Here is an 18,480-nt window from a genome sequence, read left to right as displayed (position 1 = left end):
CGCGAAAAACCCTAAATGCGTTTTCAAGCTCACACGAGCAATGTAACCGCATTTAGACCCGATTCTACGAGTCTGGCAAGGAAAACAAAGTTAACAAGAAGTTAACTGGAAAACTACGGCGTATAACGAGTTTACCGCAGTAAACTTTTGGAGCCATTTACAAAGCGTATTGGCAAACATCGCACACAGGCGAGTCCCAATGAGCGTCGTACCAGGGTTGCATCGTCTGCCGCGCCAGCCGCCGGACTCGTTCACCATCAAAATCCTTAAGTAACGAAATCCCTGATCGCATCGTGAGCCTCCCGTGTGCGAAAGAGATTAAGATTAACCATGCGTTGGGAAGGCCAAAGAGTAGAAACCAGCGTGTCTTCGTATAAGGCGTTTTAGGGCCGGCGATAGATTGCCCATGATTTTCTCGCGCGCTTTTCGGCTGCTTTGTACAGTTAAGGAAAGCGGGAGAAAATGACCGGTTGCAAGCGTGTCTTATGGGATCAAATGCAGCACCCTCAGACTAGAAATGCAACCTGTAACGGGCATTCGGCCGTAATCAGCGTGAGACGCGCTCTGGCGGCCGTCTGCGGCGGAAATGCCTGAAAATAAGGGTACCGGAGGAGGGGAGAGACATGAGACGAAACAGGCATTCCTCGGCACAAGTAATGTTCCCGGTAGTTTCGCTATCTGCTCTCAGAAAACTTTTGTTATGCGGCAAGCTAACGCAGACGACCTCACGAAAAAAAATGCAATATTTTTCGTCTGAGACGTCCAAACCCATAACTCGCGACGGATGTCTCGGCACGGAGAAAACTCAGAGAGCAGCGAATTCGGCGCCCAACGCATCGTGATCTCCGCCTTCTTCATAGAACGAATCCCGAGCGCGATACGCATTGACAACATAGTTCTTAAGTTTCGGAAAATTTTGGCGCGGAAATTTGCAGGGATAATGTGATGCCTCGAAGTTCTCGACAGACTTGCTTTCCAACTTGTCCCAGCCTTCAAGCTGGTTCTTGCCCTCGAAACGCAATGATCGCAGTCTGGTAAGTTCCGACAGGCGTGACACGTTGCCAGTAATCTTGCTTGACACAATTTGCAAAACTTCGAGCTTTTTTAAGCTCAAAACATCGTCGATGCTTTTTATGGTCGAAGAGATTAGGAAAAGTTTTTTGATCGGCGAATTTTCGAAAAGTACAAGCGATCCGCTGAATCCGTGCAGTGAAAGATTCGTCAAATCGTGCCAGTCGTTGTCGAGGTTTCCAACCTTGTTGGTCTTCCAGTCAAGATTGAGCCAGCTTTCGAGCTTCGGAAAAAGCTCAGGGAGTCTGAACCGGAAAGAAATGCTTTGTGTTGTGATCTTCCTGATGTTCGGGAAATCTTTGAACACGTCGAGTTCGAGATCCTCGGGAAAGGCACCGGACCCGACTATACCGATCTCAACGATGTCGTTCTTTTTGCGGATGTCGCTGAAACCGGGAAAGAAATAGTCCTGCAGCTTATTCTCGGCTACATCCTCTACCTCGATCGAAAATCCGGTGCAACCATGTTCGTCGATGAGGTGCGAATAGGCCTTGAAGGCGGCCTTATTGAAATAGGCTATTTTTCGGAATGCCGGGGATCGCGTCTCCTCAATGAAGACGTATGGCCCTGTCATCAGGTTTTCCATCGTTCTTTCATCTATTTCCAAAATTATCTCAGACACTTAACCTCTCCATTTCCGCATTGGAAGCGCGAACGCCCCGCTGTTCTTGAGTAATCAGCCATGACTGCTTCCTTCTGGACCGGCGGCCGGGCATGGCTGTTGCGGATGCCGGCCATCACCGTCGCAATGTGCCTGTCTTTGCGATCAAGCGATTGACCGCGCTGGGCATAGTTCCAGCTGAGGGAGGAGAGACGTCGTTCAATGGTCGAGACAGAGTTGGCCTTGGTGCTTCCGGTCAACCGTGCCAGAAGCACAGGCTGTGATGGTAGCCCGACGGTTTGCGGATGCGGAGGGAGGGGAGCCAGCTTGGACCGCCGGCACCACGCGGAAAAATGCTTCCAGTCGGCGGCGTAGGCTTTGCGCGTATTGGCGAAACTTGCGGCTTCAACATAACCCTGGGGCGCGATCAGCAAGGCTTGCAAGATGGGCGGGCGTCTGGTCCTCAACGGCGAGAGAGGGGAGGGGGCTTTCGCCCGACACCGTCGGCCCGGAGACATCGCGCCCAGGCGCCGTGCTGAGAGACGGCGCTGAGATCTCCTCGGCGTGAATTTCTGTGTTCTGCTCGATGATTTGGGCCATTCTTTATATAAAGAACAAGACGTCCGATAATGCAACGTTATCGGACATGTTCAAGTGAAGACACCCGCGTGCGGTTATGGCGTTTGTTACTGACATGAATTGAGCATAATACCCAGACGACGTTGTACTCAAATCTCAGCAGTTGCCCCTTCGAACGTACGTGGTAGTGCCTCGTATCCAGAGCCGAGCAAGTTTTTGACGTCATCAGTCTGCGTTCTTCGAATGAATTCGATAAGGCTCGTTCCGGCAAAACGAATTGAAAAGCAGGCGCGGTCGATGACATGGAGCTTGAAAGAGTCATCCCGATCGCGCCGCCAGCACAAGTACTCGCCGTTGATGCTGCTGCCGAAGAAGCGAAGGTCGTCGAAGAAACCGGCGATGTCGCGGCTTTCGTCATCGTAGGGCTCAAGGCAATCGAGATCGCCGATCTCGATCCCGTCTTCCCGGTACTCTGCGACAAGCGAATGAACTTGGTCGCGGATTTCGACGCCTCGAACGAGGAGGCCATCATTGCCGAACATGCTGAAAGGCATTTCGATGACGAACAAGCCGTTGGTCGTGCCGTAGCCGAATGTCCGCGCGAAGATATTGTAGGATGGTGGTAGCGCACCGATCTCTGCTTCGACGGCTGAGATCTCTTCGACCGACGCCGCGCGGGTGACATTCGAACGGTCGAAAAGTTGGGTGACGTTGTCGGTCATTTAGGAGTTCCTTCTACTTTCTGTTCTGCCGCAGACCATTCGGTACGATGGTGGAGGCAAGCATCTCGCCGGCAGAGGTTCTGGCGGTGATTGCTACTCCGGTCGGCGTTAGGTTGCTACCATTATAAAGCGGGATCGCGACATAGGTGACACTGCAATTTGGATTTTTGCGCAAGAAGTCACGAACCTGTCGCTCAATCCGGCTCATCCCCGGATGGTTTGAACCGTCAGTCAGGGTCACGAGGTTACGGGGGTCGCTGCCCGATCTCCCCAGCGTATCGGCCAAAAGGTGGCTTCGCTGGTGGAAATTGGGGGCCGTACCCGATGCGAAGCCGGGCGGGTTCAGCGTTGGCGGCGAAGTGCCGGTTGGTCTAAGGTCACGGCTCGTAAGCGTGGCCCATACTCCGGTCGGCCTACCATAGCCATCCAGTGGTCCGTAGATCGGCGAAAGGCCGACCGGGTCGACCTCATTCATCGGATTGTCCACGTGGCCATGCGGCCGCGGCCCGCCGCGAATTCCCAGCGGATCAGGCGTTGCGTAACAGGCGGCGAGGTTATCTTAATAGCGATACCTGTTGTAAGTCAGGCCTGTGAATCGGCAGGGGGGTCCCTATGCCGATACGCACGATAACGCCTTGTTATTTTTCACGTTGACGGGGTCATTTCTGTACGCTTAATCACAATCATCGCATCGGAGACTGGAACGAGTTCGAAACCTTCATTGGTGGCGCTCTACTGGCGGTGTAAGCGTGGTCCGCGCTCAAAACCGGCATCTCGGGCGCAAGTCCCGATGCATCGGAGCAAAAACGAAAAGAACGAAAGGAGGCGCCGATGGAGCCGCAGCCAAAACTGAACGAAATCGTCTTTGACGAAGACAGGCTGGCTGATTTTCTGAAAAACACACCGCTCTCGGCCTGCGACGAAGACCAGAGGGTGCTTGCAGCCGTCTTACCCTGCGATCCGCACGCATTCTGCAAGCCGATCGCTGGCAAGGAGGCGGGCCATGTGCTCGTCGTCGGAATGGTCGGCTTCCAGACCTTTTTCCGGCTGCCTTCCAGCGTGACGTACAAGGGGCTCCGCGTGACCACCACTATCCCCGTGGCGGGTTTCGAGATCGACACGGCGACCGGCACGGTGACGACGAACATGCAGGAGTTGCGCAGCCTCTCGCGCTCGGAGACTGAGGCGGAGCGCGAGGCGGCGTTCGCGAAGCTCGCCGGCAGGTTCGAAGCGGCGAAGCCGAGACCAAAGCCGCGCGTCTTCTCATCGATCGTACTCGGCAGGGTCCGACCCGACGACTACGGCGACACATGGTTCGCCGCCCCCTTATCGATCCCCTATTTCGACGGCCGCGCGCTGCCTGTGCTGCTGCAGGATATCGGGCCGAGCGACGCCAAGCGGATCGACGCGGCGCTCGCGAACTTCCTCGCGCTAACGCGCGAGGACCGGCTGGCGGCCTCGCCGGCTGTGCTGGCGAACTGCAAGGAGTTTCTAGAAGCAATCGGCCCTGACGACGAAGCCGACAAGGCAATGTACGGGATTTCGGACCCGGCCGAGATCTGGCAGCACGTCTCCAACGAGGAGTTGCAGGTCGTGAAGGACGATTCCGATGGGGAGCCGGCGATCTACATCGCGCTAGCCTGCGCCTGCGACTGGGAACGCGAGCACGGCCTCCAACTCGTCTATCGAGACGGGAGGACCCTGACGCGCGTCAGCGCGCAGGACGGGCATGTGACATAAGCGGCATTCCCGGGACAGACGTAGACTGCCTCGTCCGCATCTTCGCGGAACCGTTCGTTGGCGAGGTAAAGCGCGTGCCCGAACGAGCAGTGATCTGGCATAGCCGCGGTGCCGTCCGAGTAATGACCGGCGATTTCGCTGCTGCGCTGCAGGATTTCGATCGTGCCGTTGCTCTGGATCCGAAGATGGCGCTGGCCTGGGGCTACCGGGGCCTCGCGCGTGCCCGCCTCGGCGAGATCGAGAAAGGCGTCGCTGATTTGAAGGAAGCAGCTCGACTCGATCCTCTAAATCCGATGATCGCGGCGGCATTGGAAGAGGCGGAGGTTACGCTTTCTGAACGATAGCTTCTCGCTTTACGAGCCTGGACCTTGGAGAGCGTACAGGAAGCTAAGATCGCGGTTATCGACCGGCAAGCTTCACCCGATTGCGGTTGTCACCAGAACCCGGTCGGCTGCGCGATCCATAGATTACGAACGGCGCAGGCGATCACGCTACATCACCTCCGTCTCTGCGATCGAGCGCGCCATCAATGGATCGGAACGTTCAGCCCAGACCCACAATCGCGTCGCGCGATCCTGTCCGATGACAATGCGCGTAAGTGCGTCGCGCGCCAGCCTGTCTAATGCATCAAGAGCCGCGTGTAAATAGGCAGGGGGCCCCGATGCCGATACGAATGATAACGCCTTGTTATTTCTCACGTTGACGGGATCATTTCTGTACGCTTAATCACAATGGTAATAGTATGACGCCAACCTAATTCGCAACATGCGGACCGTAGCTTCTCTCAAACCTCATGTCACGACGGGAAGCTCCTCGAAAGACGCTTGAATGCCGTGAGCATCAAGCGAACGCTTCATGTCTTCTGTAATAATGAATAGATGCGGCCTCTTTAAATCAACGAAGACGCCAATTTCAGTATCTGGGAGGCCGGTTATGACGTAATCCTGATGCTTGAACTTCTTGAGCTTCGGCCAGAATTGGGTAGGGCTTTTGCTCTCGTCAATTATATCAACGATCTTAGGACGCACGACGTAGAATCCTTTTATTTCGTCGCCGACCCATTCAAGCAGGTTTTCTTTGCCCCAGATGACGTTTGTTCGTCGGAAAGAAACGGCACCGTGAGTAATCGCTTCGCAGGCCAGTTTGAACTTATCGTTGAAGACCGGGACGCAGAACGACTCAATGACATCCGTAAAGTGGAAATCGTCTCTGTTGAAATCGTCTGCATTGAAATCGCCGTTGTAGACCTCACCCTTGTACATAGAACTGCGACAAGCATCGTGATCTGTGGCTTGGAGCTTGCACTCAGGGTGATTCTTTCCGCCGTAGATGGAATACAACATTTCTCTAGTTCCCTTATTTGTTCGTTTTCATTAGAGTTTGAACCATTTATCCGTTTCCTCGTGATCCACTTACGCCGTATAAAATTGTTGTCGGGCAATTCACTACACCGGATCTGGTGGGCTAACGCGAAATGGAAAAACGGATTAAATCTCGCTGAAACTCAACAGCTTTGCCATTTCAGCATCCTTCAGAATCGTAACTTGAACGTTCGATAACAGCGACCGCACGGCGTTCGGTATGGTATGAACTGGTTGATACAAGTGTACGATCAGGTTCGCCCACTTGCCGAAACGCAGATGCGAAAGCTGGGCGCGGCCCGAGCGCCAGCGCCACCAGGAATAGACCGGTGGCCGCTCCCATGTCGCCGAACAGAAAGGCTGGCGTTTCCGGATTGGCAGCAAGGTCGGCCAAAGCCGATGAACTAGAGGCCACCGCGTAGCCGAACTCTTCGGCACGATAACGCTCACCATTAAGATCGACCATAAGTCGATTTGGAGTAAGTGTCCTGGTTGTGAACCGGAAGTCCTCGGCAAGTGCTTTACCGATTAGGCCCAAGGGATTACTCAGATTTTCCTCTTCCCGATTGCTCTTTATACCCGCCATAAACCAGCTTGAGGCTTTGATCGAGGTCAAATCGAAGATCAAGGCGACGATTGCGGAGCTTTACGATGCGGATACGGCAAAGTGGTTTATGGAAGCGCAGGGCAACCATCTTCTGGATGACAACCGCTTCGATGCAGGGGAGGGCTTTAACGTGCTGGTATTTGTGGATCCGGCCAAAACATTACGATCAAATTGACCGAGCTGAAACTGAGCACCAGCTGTCGCTCGACAGCTGAGATCATCATGGTGATCCACCCCAAAGAAACGGGAGGATGAGCAGCCAATCCAACGAGTTTTTCAACGAAATCGGTGCAAAGCTGGCTCCGCATCAATGGGGTGTAATGGGTTTGTTCTCAAAGCGAATTCTAAAGTTGCGACGTTGGAAATCCTCTCTGAAACAGACAAAAACCAGTTCAAGATCTTGTAGAGCGTCTTTCCGTCCCAGAAGGCTCAACGAAGCTACGATGACACCGTTATATCCGCGGGTGATCCGAAACGCTGCATTGCGCATCGCGATGGCGTCAGGATCACCACGATCCTCTCGACGGTCGTAGACAACCCAAAACCGGGCTGCTTTCCATGTCACTTCCAGCATTTCTCTGACGTTCGCCAGAAATTCTTCGCCGCTCATGGAGGGTCCCCACGACAGAGGCGTCTCGCCACCATCGTCGGCAACACTGAAATAGCCGTCGTATTCTCGGCCGGTGTTCAGCGCTTCCTCAATCTTTGCAAATGCCTTGTCTTCAGTGATCGTCGTTTTGAACAGGATTGTCATGGACTACGTTCCGAGCCTTTCCATCACAACATTCGTGCGGCTCGACCGCTGCGTCGTGTGGCATTGTTGTAATAGCTGGATGCCTGCTGAACAGAACGATGGCGTGATTGCTCCATCGCTTCGGGAAGCGGAATGCCCCGGTTCGCGGCTTCCGTCAGATATCCGGATCGCAGCCCGTGGGCCGAAAACTCCCTCGGTTCCAGGCCGGCCATAACCACACGCTGTTTCAGGATCGCGTTGATGGCGCCCGGTTCCAGCGCATGTTTGGACAGATTTCCCCAGCGATCGATCTTGCGGAAAATGCTTCCGCTATCGATGCGCGCGGCCGTCATCCATGCATTCAATGCATCGACGGGCCGCCCCGTTAGATAAACAACGTCCTCGTTTTCACTTCCGGATGTTTTTGTGCGGCCAAGGTGAATGGAAAGCGAGAGTAGGGGAGGGGCGTTGTCGACCGCAATTGGCACCTCGACAGTCAACTGCTCTTTGCGCAGCCTAGCAATTTCGCTGCGCCGACGACCACCGGAGGCAAACGCCACCATCAAAATTGCCCGGTCACGGACGTCGCGCAGGCTATCGGTGCTGCAGGTCGCGAGCAATTTCGCCAGCACGTCGCCGGTCACAGCCTTGGCGCTTTTGCGTTTTCGCGGACGCGGCGTGGCGCGGACAGCCAGTCGGATCGCTTGTTTAAGGGCAGGGGAGGAAAATACGCCTTGGTGGCCGCGCCATTTCGTCAGCGTCGACCACGAGGCAAGCCGCCTCCGGACCGTGTCGGGCGCGTGGGGACCGATGGATTTCAGAAACCCCTGGTCCCGCAGAAGACGATCGACATTTTGCGGCATGCCGTGATCACGATCGCTGATGCGCTTTTCGGGATCCCATAGATGATGGGCGACGAATTTGAGCAGGAGGGCTTCGGGTGCAGGCCAGGGGAGGGAGGCTCCGGTTGCCGCTAGCGACCAAGCCTGTAGATAGGCAAGGTCTGACGTCAGTGCCCGCAGCGTGTTGGCACCCATGCCCTCATTGACCAGATGGCGAAGCGTCTCGATATCTTGATCGGTCAAAAGCTCAGCCAGCTCGTCGCGACGTTCGAGCGGCAAGACCGCTGCAATCGTGTCGAGCTGCAAGACCCTGCGTTCGACGATGGTTTGGCTTTTATCTGTCATGTCATGGATGACGCTGGATGCAGTTTCAGGTCCGTCTGGCCAAAATCATGGCCCTTAAACAGAAGTGGCGCTTTGGAAACTGCAGCGACAGCGTAGGAAAAACAATCGCCCATGTTCAGGCTCGCCGGGTGACGCCCCTTGCCATATTTGTCCAAAGCCAACTCGGCCGCTCGATAATGCTCTCCATCGAAAGACATGGGCATAATGTTTGGCGCGGCCGAGAAGCGGGTGACGATGTCACCCGGATTGGAAAAGCCCTTTGCTGTCAAAACCGTTCTTGTTTCAAACAGCGTCGGCCATCCGATAACAATCTTTCCCTGCTGTAAGATCGACTTGAAAACATCCGCCTCCGGCTCCTCAAGGAGAATGGCAACAATAACCGACGTATCGAGTGCAATCATATCGGCAGGCCGTTTTCATCATAGAGGTCGTCATGAGCGGAGGTAGTGCCTGCTTGAACGTTGCGGCGGCCTTCGGCGGCGAGCTCCCAAACCGCTTCCAGTGGATGCTTTTTATCCTGCTGTCTCAATTCGATATCGTAGCGTTCCAGCGCCAGCTCTACCAAACGATTGATGGGCTGACCGGTGCGACGCGCGAGAGCATGGGCGAGGTCGCGGGCCTTGCCGCTACGAATGGACAGTTGGGGTTCAGACATGATGTTTCCTCGAAATTTATCGTTTAAACATAGTGCGGATGCGATAAGATGGCAAGAACTTCGATATAGATGGCTAATATCTGATAATTGGTACTTATCGATGGTTATACGTCCTACTCGAAATCGTACCATGTGAAGAACCGTAATATTCAAGTAGAGTTCTTTTAGCAAATCATTTACCATGATTTCAATGCCTTACGATATCGCGAAAATCAGCATAACAGCCCTGATGCGACCCGCTTTTGACGCCGGTGTCGCTCTGGCGCGTCTCGACGAACGCATCGCCCGCTCGAACGTTGGCGCAGGGTGGATCGAGCGCCAAAACTTTACCGACGCTTGCACCTCGCTGTGGATCGACGGCGAACTCGTCCATCTCGAAGACCTAGTCCTCCACGACGCTACCCGCGATATTCGCACGCCCACCCATGAGCTGACAATCGCCCGCGACGTGCTGCGAACTCGCCGGCGCATTGCCGCCCAACCACCTGGCTGGGCGCTTTCGGCCGACGGCGTCCGCACTCTCAGAAAAACCGCGGAGATCACATCAGCCGGCTCCGACGAGGCGGCGACGGCACCTACAATCCGCCGCGCGGTCGCGATCGGTCCGGAAGGAGAGGGGGACGACACCGATGACCTCGAAAACCTTCCCGGCATCGACTATGCCGCCATCGATGCGGTGCTCGCCCGATCGGAGGCAGCGATCAAGAACACAACCCGTCCGGGCCGTGGCGGCGCGGCGGAAAAGGATCCTTTGGTCTATGATCTTGACTGGGACGAGGATGCCCGGCTCGATGAATGGCGCGGGGTGTTGCGCCAGACGGAGAGCTTGCCGCCAGTGCTGCAGGCGATCGTCGCCTTCGATGCCTGGAACGAGCTTTCCGTGTTGCAGCACACGCCCTGGCTCGGCCGGCTGTGGTCCGCATCGATCCTGCGTCAGGCCGGCGTAACCACCGGCGCCCATCTCGCCGCCATCAATCTCGGCCTGAAAACCATTCCCGTCGATCGGCGCCGGCATCGTGATCGGGAGACCCGGTTGCTCGCCATTGCTCACGGCCTTATCGCGGCCGCAGAGATCGGGCTGAAGGAGCACGATCGTCTGGCGCTTGCCCGAACCCTTCTAGAGCGGAAGCTCGATGGGCGACGGACGTCGTCAAGACTGCCAGAACTGGTCGAGCTGGTGATGGAAAAACCATTGGTATCGGCTGGGATGGTGGCCAAGACGCTCGATGTGACGCCGCAGGCGGCGCGGCGGATTGTTTTGGAGCTGGGACTGAGAGAGATGACGGGGAGGGGGAGGTTTCGGGCGTGGGGAATTCTGTAACACACAAGAAAACTTTATTTGTCGTCTTCGCGTCAGGTCGATTGCGAATAGCTCTAATTACCGCTTAGATTGTGTTCTACTTGGGGAGCAGCCTGTGCCATCATTGCGAACAAATCTTGTTAAACGAATTGATCGTTTACCGAAGCCATCGAATACTGCCGATGCTATGCAGCCGTTGTTCGAAGCCGTTAGCAACTCTATTCACTCGACACAGGATCGTTTCCGGGAGAATGTAGCCCGCGACGGCCGTGTTGTGGTCACCATCGTCACAGGCCGTAAGCAGGCGCCAGTGAAGATCGTGGTTGAAGACAACGGGAATGGTCTAGACGAACGTAACTTTGATGCCTTCTCTACCACTGACACGGACAATAAGTACGCTCGTGGCGGAAAGGGTGTGGGCCGTCTTCTGTGGCTTGATTGCTTTGAAGGGATAAAAGTCAAGAGCGTTTACACGGAAGGGGAGGCTGTTAAGCGAAGGAGCTTCAGCTTTGTCTTATCGTTGTCAGACCAGATCGAGGACTACAGCGAGGAGGACCTAACGAACTCTAGCGCTGACACCGGCTTCGTTGTGGAGTTCGACGGACTACGCGACAATACGTATCGAGCAAAATTTCCGGGCAGAGCAAGCTACATATTTCAACACTTTACATCTCATTTCCTTCCGACATTCATCGGTTCAAGGTCGCCTCGAGTGACCGTTCACTGTGGCGACGAGACGCGACACTATCCGGATGAGATCAACTCGGTTATCCATCGAAAAGAGGTAATTCCGAGTATCGAAACCGCCGAGTATGGCGAGCTTAGTCTTACACTCATGGAATGCGACAAGATTGCCAGCGCTGACTTGCAGGGCTCGCATTTTGTCCATTTCATCGCACATGACCGCACCGTTCATTCTCATAAAATAGATGGCAAGCTAGGCTTAAAGTTCTTCGGCGAAAAGAGCGATAGAGTTTTTCACGCCGTACTAACGGGCGCCTACCTCGATAAAAACGTCAATCAAGAGCGAACCAAATTTCAGTTTGAAGACGCCGTTCTCGATAACATCGTTAATGACGTCTGCTTCTCCTATATCGAAGCTTTTCTCGCGGGCCCATTGCAAGCTCTCCACAAAGATCAGCGGACGCGTGTCAGAGCTATAACAGAATCATATCCATCAGTAGCGTTTGGCGACATCGATGATCTCCAGGACAAGCTTCCATCAGGCGAGTTAAATGACGATGCAATATTCGGTCATCTCTCACGTGAACGGTTCCGGCGTGACCAACGGCAGGCGGAGAAAATCAGGAAAGTTCTGGAACGGCTCAAGGAGCCATCAGTCGATGTGAACACCTTCTCTGCCGCAATTGAAGCTGCAGGCAAAGCCATCGAGGAAACCGAGCAGAAAAGCCTTGCGGAGTACATTGTTCGCCGAAAAGTGGTTTTAGATTTCATGGAAATCTTGCTCGAAAAAGTCCGTGATGATTCCCGTGATAGTAGTTACCAGCGAGAAGACATTCTGCATTCGTTCATTTGCCCTTTAAGGATAAACACGCTGGCAGATGGGGCGAGGAAGGTCGTGCCTGCATCGTCGCATGACCTCTGGATCATCGACGAGAGATTGACGTTCGCGCAATATTTCAGCTCGGATGACGAGTTTAACAATCTATCCAGCGCCGTGGACAGTGATGAGCGGCCGGACGTTCTCATATTCGATCATGTACACGGCTTGCGGCAGACCGACGATCCTTCACGGGTGTTGCTCGTAGAGTTCAAGCGTCCTGGCCGGACAAGCTACGCAGACGACGAAAATCCCCAGCACCAAGTTGAGCGTTATGTGCGTCGGCTGCTCGGCGGCGGACAGATCGACGTGCGCGGGAGGCCCATTAAACTGAAAGAAGACACGGTTTTCTACTGCTTCATTGTCGCCGATATAGTGGGGAAAATGGACGACTGGACTTATTCCTGGGATCGAACTGCGGATGGTCGAGGTCGCTTTTACCAACCACGTAGCGGTTTCAAAGGATCGATAGAGCTGATTGGCTGGGATACGCTTTTGAATGACGCACGCGAGCGAAACCAAGCATTTTTCGACCGAGCAGGAATATCCGGTAAAAGCTTTTTCGTTGAATCACAAGAAGTTGCGCGCGAGCGCCTTCGAGAGCCGGTTGCTGATTCAGTGAATTCCAAGCTGGAAACCGTCAATGGTTCGTAGATCCAGCACAAAAGTGCACTGCTCCAATGTCGGCCGCGACTAGAAGTGAGGAAAAGTCTTGTTCTTTAAAATTCTAGCAAGTGGTGTAAGGCCACCGGCCGATGCCATCGGCTGCGCGTTTCTGCTGACGGACAATTGGGATGACTGGTTTAAATACAATACCTTGTACCAATTGGTGGTCTTTGACGGAGACGGAACGCGGCATGACATAGGTGGCGTTAAGATTGGTCAGTTCAAAATGGAAAAAGAACAGCGACGGCCAGTGTTGCCCGTGGAGTTCGATGAGCTCGGCGAGGAGTTCTTCTCCCTTGGCCAAGATGACAGCTACTACGAAGACTTGAACAACCTCGGAGATGAAGCGCGCGACTTTATTCTGCGCGGTTTGCGCGACATGGCGTTTGATCTTGATCTTTTTCAACTCGCCCGCGAAGAGGGTGTCACGGGTGTTTCGCTTTTGCGGTCAGTGACGCCGGCAACGGTCCGAGGGCAGTTTTCACGTATGTCGCGTGGGGGCGCCCGGCTTTCAAAATATCGGTTTTCCTATACCGGGCCAAAACCCCGGAGAGCCGCTGTGCCGCCTCCGGTCTTTGAGTTTGAAGTTGAGCCAGGCTCAAACCCGCCGACAAATGTGCATGTAATTATTGGACGAAACGGAGTCGGGAAGACCCATCTGCTCAATAACATGACCCGGGCGATAGTTGATTCGAACGCTAGGACGAGCGAAGTCGGATCGTTTGAAGGGGATCCAGAGGATATTCTAGAAGATCAAGTTTTCGCAAATATTGTATCCGTCTCCTTTAGTGCATTCGACTCATTTGAGCCGCTGCCCAACCGACAAAACAAAAGCGAAGGCATTCTTTATACCTACGTCGGTCTGAAACGGATCGACAGTGCGGACAAGGATCGACGCCTCGTTCCGAAGTCTCCAGCAAGATTGGCAACAGAGTTCGCAAATAGCGTGCTCGTTTGCCGTCAGGGGGCAAGGGCTTCAAGATGGCAACGTGCCCTGGAAACACTGGAAACCGATCGCGTCTTTAGCGATGCGGAAGTGGTCGAACTGGCAAACCCTGAGCTCGACAGCGAAGACGTGAAAGGGGAGGCCCGGCGCAAATTCGACTTGCTGAGTTCGGGCCACAAAATCGTCCTTTTGACAATAACTCGACTGGTTGAGACAGTTGAAGAGCGCACGCTTGTCCTGCTCGATGAGCCCGAGGCCCATTTGCATCCGCCTTTGTTGTCAGCTTTCGTCAGGGCGTTGTCCGACCTGCTGGTCAACAGGAATGGTGTGGCAGTTATTGCAACGCACTCTCCTGTGGTCGTCCAAGAAGTGCCAATGAATTGCTGCTGGAAGATTCGACGAATAGGAGAGCGTTCTATAGCTGAGAGACCGGAAGTCGAGACGTTTGGTGAGAACGTTGGCATCTTAACACGCGAGATCTTCGGCCTCGAGGTAACTCATTCTGGGTTTCACAAATTGCTTACGGATGAGGTTCAGAGCGGTTCGACCTTTAATGGGATTGTCGAAAAGTTTGACAACGAACTCGGCGGTGAAGCGCGCGCGCTCGTGCGGGCCTTGATCGCAGCGAGAGATGCGAACGACATCTGATGCTGAAACTCGACAAACCAGCCCAAAGCGCACTCGACACATTTACCCTCTGCATTAGCCGTGTGAAAAACGTCAATCTGAAAACTCGGCTGAACGCTGCAACAGGTGCTGTTGTTGCAGCGTCCGCCGCATATGACATCGCCGGACCACTTCAGAACCTTCATTCCGTTCCCAGGACCGCACCGGTTGTTGCAGTCACAAAGGATGAAATGGAGACCGTTTACACCCAGCGAATGGCGGGATCAAAAGGTCCCGGGCGTCCAATTTATGACGAGATTTTTGCATCTGCGCCTAACGGCCGCTGTCCTCTTTGTGCTCATCGTAACGTGATGACATTGGATCACCATCTGCCCAAGGCTCACTACCCTGCGCTTGCTGTGTCGCCCTTGAACCTGGTGCCATCATGTACCGATTGCAACAAGGCAAAACTGGCGGGGTTTCCTACTACGGCGCAAGAGGTTGGCATTCATCCCTATTACGATGATGTCGACTCCGAGACGTGGTTGGTCGCGAGCGTCGTGCCGACCTCGCCCAGCGCGCTCCTCTTTGAGGTACAAGCCGTTGCAGCTTGGGATCCAATTCTTATGCAAAGAGTCCGAAATCACTTCAAGGAGCTAAAGCTTTCGACGCTCTATGCGTCTCAGTCCGCTGAAGAATTGCTGAACATACGGTACACTCTTAGTCAAACATACGGAGCCGGGGGCGTGAACGCTGTTCGCGATGAGTTAATGGCAAAGGCCATCAGTTGCAGCAACGCTCGCCGAAATGGTTGGAGAACGGCCGCTTATTTTGCATGGGCGTCTGACGACTGGTTTTGTGACGGCGGCTTTGCGTGAGCACAGGAAATGGTCGCTACAAATTGAGCTCACTCCGATGGATAGAAAGTGTGGAGGCTGGAACAGCTCACAACGACCACCGCTTCTAAATAGCGTTACCGTCGAGGGTGTTCACAGCATTCGTCCGTCTTTCAATCAGATAAATTGTCTCTGTTTATCGAGTGTACACTTTCCTCGCGCTGGAAGCGCAGTTTCGACGATTTTCTAATTGAAAATTCTAGAGTATATTCACTCATTCCAGATGAATTCATAAAATATATGAAGTCTATCGAATTTCGATTTATGTCGTTGTCGTCGAATGATTTGAATTCATCTACGAATGATTCTTCGAACTCATCTCCATTAAATTCATACCACTCGCCTTTGTACCAAAACATTGCCAATCCAAGTTGGATATATCGCTCGACGGTTTGATGATTCCAAAAGGGTTTGACACCTAAGATTTCCCCGTCGGGAAGCCAAGTCTTGGCCTGCCTTAGTCGAGACGTCCTATCCGTTGAGCGGCCGATTTTCAAACGAGATCCCGATCGAATTATGTAAATATATCCAGGATCTCCAGACGAGACGCCGAAATTACCAAGGCTTTTCGAGGGTTGGAAGCTGTCCGGCATAATTTGACGAATCCTCATCTGCGGTGCCTAATCTTGGCACACATGAATCGACTGCTTCAAGTATCGAATGGAACTATGAGGTGACGGAAACCCAGTGGGTGCAGTGAAGCGGACAGGAATCGGCGATTCCAGGATTATACGACGCCTTGAGGGGCGATCAGTTTGGGGGACGGATTTGACCAAGGGAGATATCTGTATTTTTTGCGGGAAGTCGGAGGTGGCTTTCAGTAGTATTGAGCACATAATTCCAGAGTCTTTAGGTAATTTATCCGACAGACATGCCCTGCCTAAGGGTATTGTTTGCGATCGATGTAATAATTACTTTTCCCACAGCGTGGAGGCTCCGATCTTGAGCCATACGTCGTTTCAAAACATTCGCGGTAAGTTTCAAATACCTACCAAACGTCGAAAAATACCTTTCGTGAAAGGATATGCACATGGAACCGACATCGAAGTAGGCATGCGCTTGGAAAAGAAAACGGGAAGGCTGGAAGTCTTTTCCACTAAAGAAAGTCAGAAGTCGGAATTTGAGCGTCTGAAGCGACTTGACGCTCTCTTCATTCGGAAAAATGTTTATGTCTTTCCGATGGATGTGAGACCACCGGAAAAGGAGATGTCTCGGTTCTTGGCGAAAATGGCCCTTGAGGCGATTTTCGCGAGGTTTGATACAGTTTCCGGAACTGAATTTGCTTTAGAAATGATCTCAACGGATCATTACGACAACATTCGGAAGTGGGCTAGGTACGGCAGTAATTTCGACGATTGGCCTTACCATTACCGGGCATACTTCCCGGAAGACACGTTGATGGAACATCCGGAGACAGGCAAGTGGGTTCAGTTTGGGTTCGCTTATGATCTGCTTCTTACGGATCACCCGGAGACATTTTTCATATTTTCATATCACGGCCACGAGTTCGCGATCAATCTTGGCGGCCCCTCCATCAAAGGCTACGAGAAATGGCTCGCCGAAAACAACTACGTCAGTGCCCTTGTGGAAAAGAAGGGTAGTTATGTCCATTCGGAGGTTGAGAGGGGTGCAAAAAAACATTTTCTCGTTCCTATTTTAAAAATGCCTATAGGCTTCGGAAATCTTTGTACTGCCCCGTGACTGCGCAGCCATTGTCGAAGTCGGTCTTCGTCTCCAGAAGGCTTTTGGTATTTTGGCGCGGTTCAATGCGCCCGGCATTCGACGGAGGCGCTATCTCGGGCTGAGTTCGCCTTGAGCCTGAAAAGCGACAAGCAACGCGTAAGAGCAGCTGCTCAGACTGTTTCCGGCGAGTCAATCTGACTTACCTCGCCGGAATTGTTGAGAGCGATCAGCGCTGCTCGGAGACTATCGCAGTACGCCGCCGACCAGCCACGGACAACAAGACGGCACCTACCGCACCCGACAGAACCGAACCCGCGAGAATGCCGATCTTCACACGATCCTGAACGCCGGGATCGTCAAATGCCAGAAGGCCTATAAAAAGGCTCATCGTAAAGCCGATACCGCACAGCAGCGCCGTGCCCGCCACTTGTCCCCAGCTTGCCTGAGCGGGAAGATCTGCAACACCAAGCTTCACCAGAAGAGCCACCGTGCCGAGGACGCCGACCAGTTTGCCAAGCAACAGACCGGCGGAGATACCCATCGTCAGGTGTTCTGAAAAGACCGACATGGAAATGCCGGCAAACGATACGCCGGCATTGGCAAAACCGAATATTGGTACGATCACGAATGCAACGGGCTTGTGAAGCAGGTGCTCGAGCCTGTGCAGAGGAGATTCGTGATGGGCTGCCTCCGGTATGCCGGGTGTCAACTTCAGTGGGATTGTCAGGGCCAGAATAACACCAGCCAATGTCGCGTGAACGCCCGAAGCAAACACGAGCACCCAGAGCACCGCTCCTAACACAAGGTAAGGCCAGAGCGCTTTGACGCCCATCCGGTTGAAGATGATCAGATTGCCGACCACGATGCCTGCGCCCGCAAGGGCCAAGAGATTAAGGTCGGCTGTGTAGAAGATCGCGATGACGATGACAGCGCCAAGATCATCGATGATCGCAAGGGCCGCCAGAAATATCTTGAGCGAGGCAGGGACCCGGCTTCCGAGCAGAGAAAGCACACCGAGTGCAAAAGCGATATCGGTTGCCGTAGGAATGGCCCATCCGCGTAACGCTACCGGATCATTCCAATTGAAATAGACATAGAACAGCGCTGGGAACAGCATGCCGCCCGCGGCGGCTGCACCCGGAAGAATTCGTCGGCTCCAGGTCGAAAGCTGGCCGTCCAGCATTTCTCGTTTGATCTCCAGCCCGACGAGCAGGAAGAAGACGGCCATCAGCGCGTCGTTGATCCAGTGTTGCAGGCTGAGTGGCCCGATATAGACATGGAGGAGATCAAAGTAGGTTTTCGCCAGCGGTGAGTTGGCGGTGATGATCGCCAAAACTGCGACGACCATCAGGACGATACCACCGGATGCCTCGTTGTCGAGGAAATGGCGAAGAGTGGATTGGATGCGACCGGGTCTTTGTTCTGAAGACATGGGTTCTCGCTCCCTTGTGAGAGGTTGATCGAAGTCTCCGTCAATTTCGGGAAGGAACCCGTGGCGCACGCAGCACGCGCCAAGACCTTCAACTTAGGGGAGGCGGTCTGTCTTTTCTATAAAAATCGGTGTTC

General features: G+C 53.8%; 19 protein-coding genes and 1 pseudogene. 8 read left to right on the top strand and 12 right to left on the bottom strand.

Annotated elements, in window-relative coordinates; genetic code table 11:
* Positions 1–805: 805 nt before the first annotated feature.
* The 4 genes and pseudogenes from HRR99_RS23140 to HRR99_RS23125 all read right to left on the bottom strand — a co-directional run bounded on the left by HRR99_RS23140 (position 806) and on the right by HRR99_RS23125 (position 3,448).
* Positions 806–1,657: a leucine-rich repeat domain-containing protein gene (locus HRR99_RS23140; RefSeq protein WP_233125062.1), complete on the bottom strand. Its 852-nt coding sequence runs from the start codon at positions 1,655–1,657 to the stop codon at positions 806–808.
* Between the two features lie 89 nt (positions 1,658–1,746).
* A pseudogene (locus tag HRR99_RS23135) lies at positions 1,747–2,272 on the bottom strand (integrase); the annotation flags it as partial.
* A 128-nt stretch (positions 2,273–2,400) separates the two neighbouring features.
* Positions 2,401–2,973 carry an SMI1/KNR4 family protein gene (locus tag HRR99_RS23130; RefSeq protein WP_233125061.1) on the bottom strand — a complete coding sequence of 191 codons (573 nt, stop codon included), beginning with the start codon at positions 2,971–2,973 and terminating at the stop codon, positions 2,401–2,403.
* A 13-nt stretch (positions 2,974–2,986) separates the two neighbouring features.
* Entirely contained in the window at positions 2,987–3,448 is a 462-nt protein-coding gene (locus HRR99_RS23125; protein WP_233125060.1) for a DNA/RNA non-specific endonuclease, read from the bottom strand.
* Between the two features lie 356 nt (positions 3,449–3,804).
* Here HRR99_RS23125 and HRR99_RS23120 point away from each other — a divergent pair, with 356 nt between their 5' ends.
* Together HRR99_RS23120 and HRR99_RS23115 are read left to right on the top strand one after the other, a co-directional pair.
* On the top strand, positions 3,805–4,713 hold the full coding sequence (locus HRR99_RS23120) for a DUF6985 domain-containing protein (protein WP_233125059.1): 909 nt from the start codon (positions 3,805–3,807) through the stop codon (positions 4,711–4,713).
* 122 nt (positions 4,714–4,835) lie between these two features.
* Positions 4,836–5,057, top strand: a complete 222-nt coding sequence (locus HRR99_RS23115) for a tetratricopeptide repeat protein (protein ID WP_233125058.1) — start codon at positions 4,836–4,838, stop codon at positions 5,055–5,057.
* A 447-nt stretch (positions 5,058–5,504) separates the two neighbouring features.
* Here HRR99_RS23115 and HRR99_RS23110 read toward each other — a convergent pair whose 3' ends face one another.
* Together HRR99_RS23110 and HRR99_RS23105 are read right to left on the bottom strand one after the other, a co-directional pair.
* Positions 5,505–6,056, bottom strand: a complete 552-nt coding sequence (locus tag HRR99_RS23110) for a hypothetical protein (RefSeq protein ID WP_233125057.1) — start codon at positions 6,054–6,056, stop codon at positions 5,505–5,507.
* 178 nt (positions 6,057–6,234) lie between these two features.
* A complete protein-coding gene (locus tag HRR99_RS23105) occupies positions 6,235–6,690 on the bottom strand; it encodes a hypothetical protein (RefSeq protein ID WP_233125056.1) in 456 nt (151 codons plus the stop codon).
* On the opposite strand from HRR99_RS23105, the gene HRR99_RS23100 reads away from it, so the two are divergent.
* Positions 6,677–6,856: a hypothetical protein gene (locus tag HRR99_RS23100; RefSeq protein ID WP_233125055.1), complete on the top strand. Its 180-nt coding sequence runs from the start codon at positions 6,677–6,679 to the stop codon at positions 6,854–6,856. The genes HRR99_RS23105 and HRR99_RS23100 overlap by 14 nt on opposite strands.
* A gap of 132 nt (positions 6,857–6,988) precedes the next feature.
* Here the strand turns inward: HRR99_RS23100 and HRR99_RS23095 are convergent, their stop codons facing one another.
* From HRR99_RS23095 to HRR99_RS23080, 4 genes are read right to left on the bottom strand one after another with little or no spacing between them, the layout of a single operon-like run.
* On the bottom strand, positions 6,989–7,435 hold the full coding sequence (locus tag HRR99_RS23095; protein ID WP_233125054.1) for a hypothetical protein: 447 nt from the start codon (positions 7,433–7,435) through the stop codon (positions 6,989–6,991).
* Positions 7,436–7,458: 23 nt separating this feature from the next.
* Positions 7,459–8,601: a tyrosine-type recombinase/integrase gene (locus tag HRR99_RS23090; protein WP_233125053.1), complete on the bottom strand. Its 1,143-nt coding sequence runs from the start codon at positions 8,599–8,601 to the stop codon at positions 7,459–7,461.
* Positions 8,598–9,002 carry a type II toxin-antitoxin system VapC family toxin gene (locus tag HRR99_RS23085; protein ID WP_233125052.1) on the bottom strand — a complete coding sequence of 135 codons (405 nt, stop codon included), beginning with the start codon at positions 9,000–9,002 and terminating at the stop codon, positions 8,598–8,600. The genes HRR99_RS23090 and HRR99_RS23085 overlap by 4 nt, the downstream gene beginning before the upstream one ends.
* Positions 8,999–9,256: a type II toxin-antitoxin system VapB family antitoxin gene (locus HRR99_RS23080; RefSeq protein ID WP_233125051.1), complete on the bottom strand. Its 258-nt coding sequence runs from the start codon at positions 9,254–9,256 to the stop codon at positions 8,999–9,001. The genes HRR99_RS23085 and HRR99_RS23080 overlap by 4 nt, the downstream gene beginning before the upstream one ends.
* A gap of 181 nt (positions 9,257–9,437) precedes the next feature.
* On the opposite strand from HRR99_RS23080, the gene HRR99_RS23075 reads away from it, so the two are divergent.
* From HRR99_RS23075 to HRR99_RS23060, 4 genes are all read left to right on the top strand, one after another.
* Entirely contained in the window at positions 9,438–10,577 is a 1,140-nt protein-coding gene (locus HRR99_RS23075) for an RHE_PE00001 family protein (RefSeq protein WP_233125050.1), read from the top strand.
* A gap of 94 nt (positions 10,578–10,671) precedes the next feature.
* Positions 10,672–12,771 (top strand): ATP-binding protein, encoded by a 2,100-nt coding sequence (locus HRR99_RS23070; protein WP_233125049.1) that lies wholly within the window; start codon positions 10,672–10,674, stop codon positions 12,769–12,771.
* A 58-nt stretch (positions 12,772–12,829) separates the two neighbouring features.
* A complete protein-coding gene (locus tag HRR99_RS23065) occupies positions 12,830–14,377 on the top strand; it encodes an AAA family ATPase (RefSeq protein ID WP_233125048.1) in 1,548 nt (515 codons plus the stop codon).
* Positions 14,377–15,213 (top strand): HNH endonuclease, encoded by an 837-nt coding sequence (locus tag HRR99_RS23060; protein WP_233125047.1) that lies wholly within the window; start codon positions 14,377–14,379, stop codon positions 15,211–15,213. Before HRR99_RS23065 ends, HRR99_RS23060 begins: the two co-directional genes overlap by 1 nt.
* Positions 15,214–15,344: 131 nt before the next feature.
* Here HRR99_RS23060 and HRR99_RS23320 read toward each other — a convergent pair whose 3' ends face one another.
* Positions 15,345–15,824: a GIY-YIG nuclease family protein gene (locus HRR99_RS23320; RefSeq protein WP_350225193.1), complete on the bottom strand. Its 480-nt coding sequence runs from the start codon at positions 15,822–15,824 to the stop codon at positions 15,345–15,347.
* A 175-nt stretch (positions 15,825–15,999) separates the two neighbouring features.
* Here HRR99_RS23320 and HRR99_RS23055 point away from each other — a divergent pair, with 175 nt between their 5' ends.
* Positions 16,000–16,932: an HNH endonuclease gene (locus HRR99_RS23055; RefSeq protein WP_233125046.1), complete on the top strand. Its 933-nt coding sequence runs from the start codon at positions 16,000–16,002 to the stop codon at positions 16,930–16,932.
* Positions 16,933–17,140: 208 nt separating this feature from the next.
* Here HRR99_RS23055 and nhaA read toward each other — a convergent pair whose 3' ends face one another.
* Complete coding sequence (nhaA, locus tag HRR99_RS23050) at positions 17,141–18,346, bottom strand: Na+/H+ antiporter NhaA (protein WP_233125045.1); 1,206 nt, start codon at positions 18,344–18,346, stop codon at positions 17,141–17,143.
* Positions 18,347–18,480 lie beyond the last annotated feature (134 nt).

It is taken from the genome of Agrobacterium vaccinii, assembly GCF_021310995.1.
GTDB classification, from domain to species: Bacteria; Pseudomonadota; Alphaproteobacteria; order Rhizobiales; family Rhizobiaceae; genus Agrobacterium; species Agrobacterium vaccinii.
The sequence above is the reverse complement of the archived record's forward strand: the minus strand, read 5'-3'. Positions and strand labels throughout refer to the sequence as shown.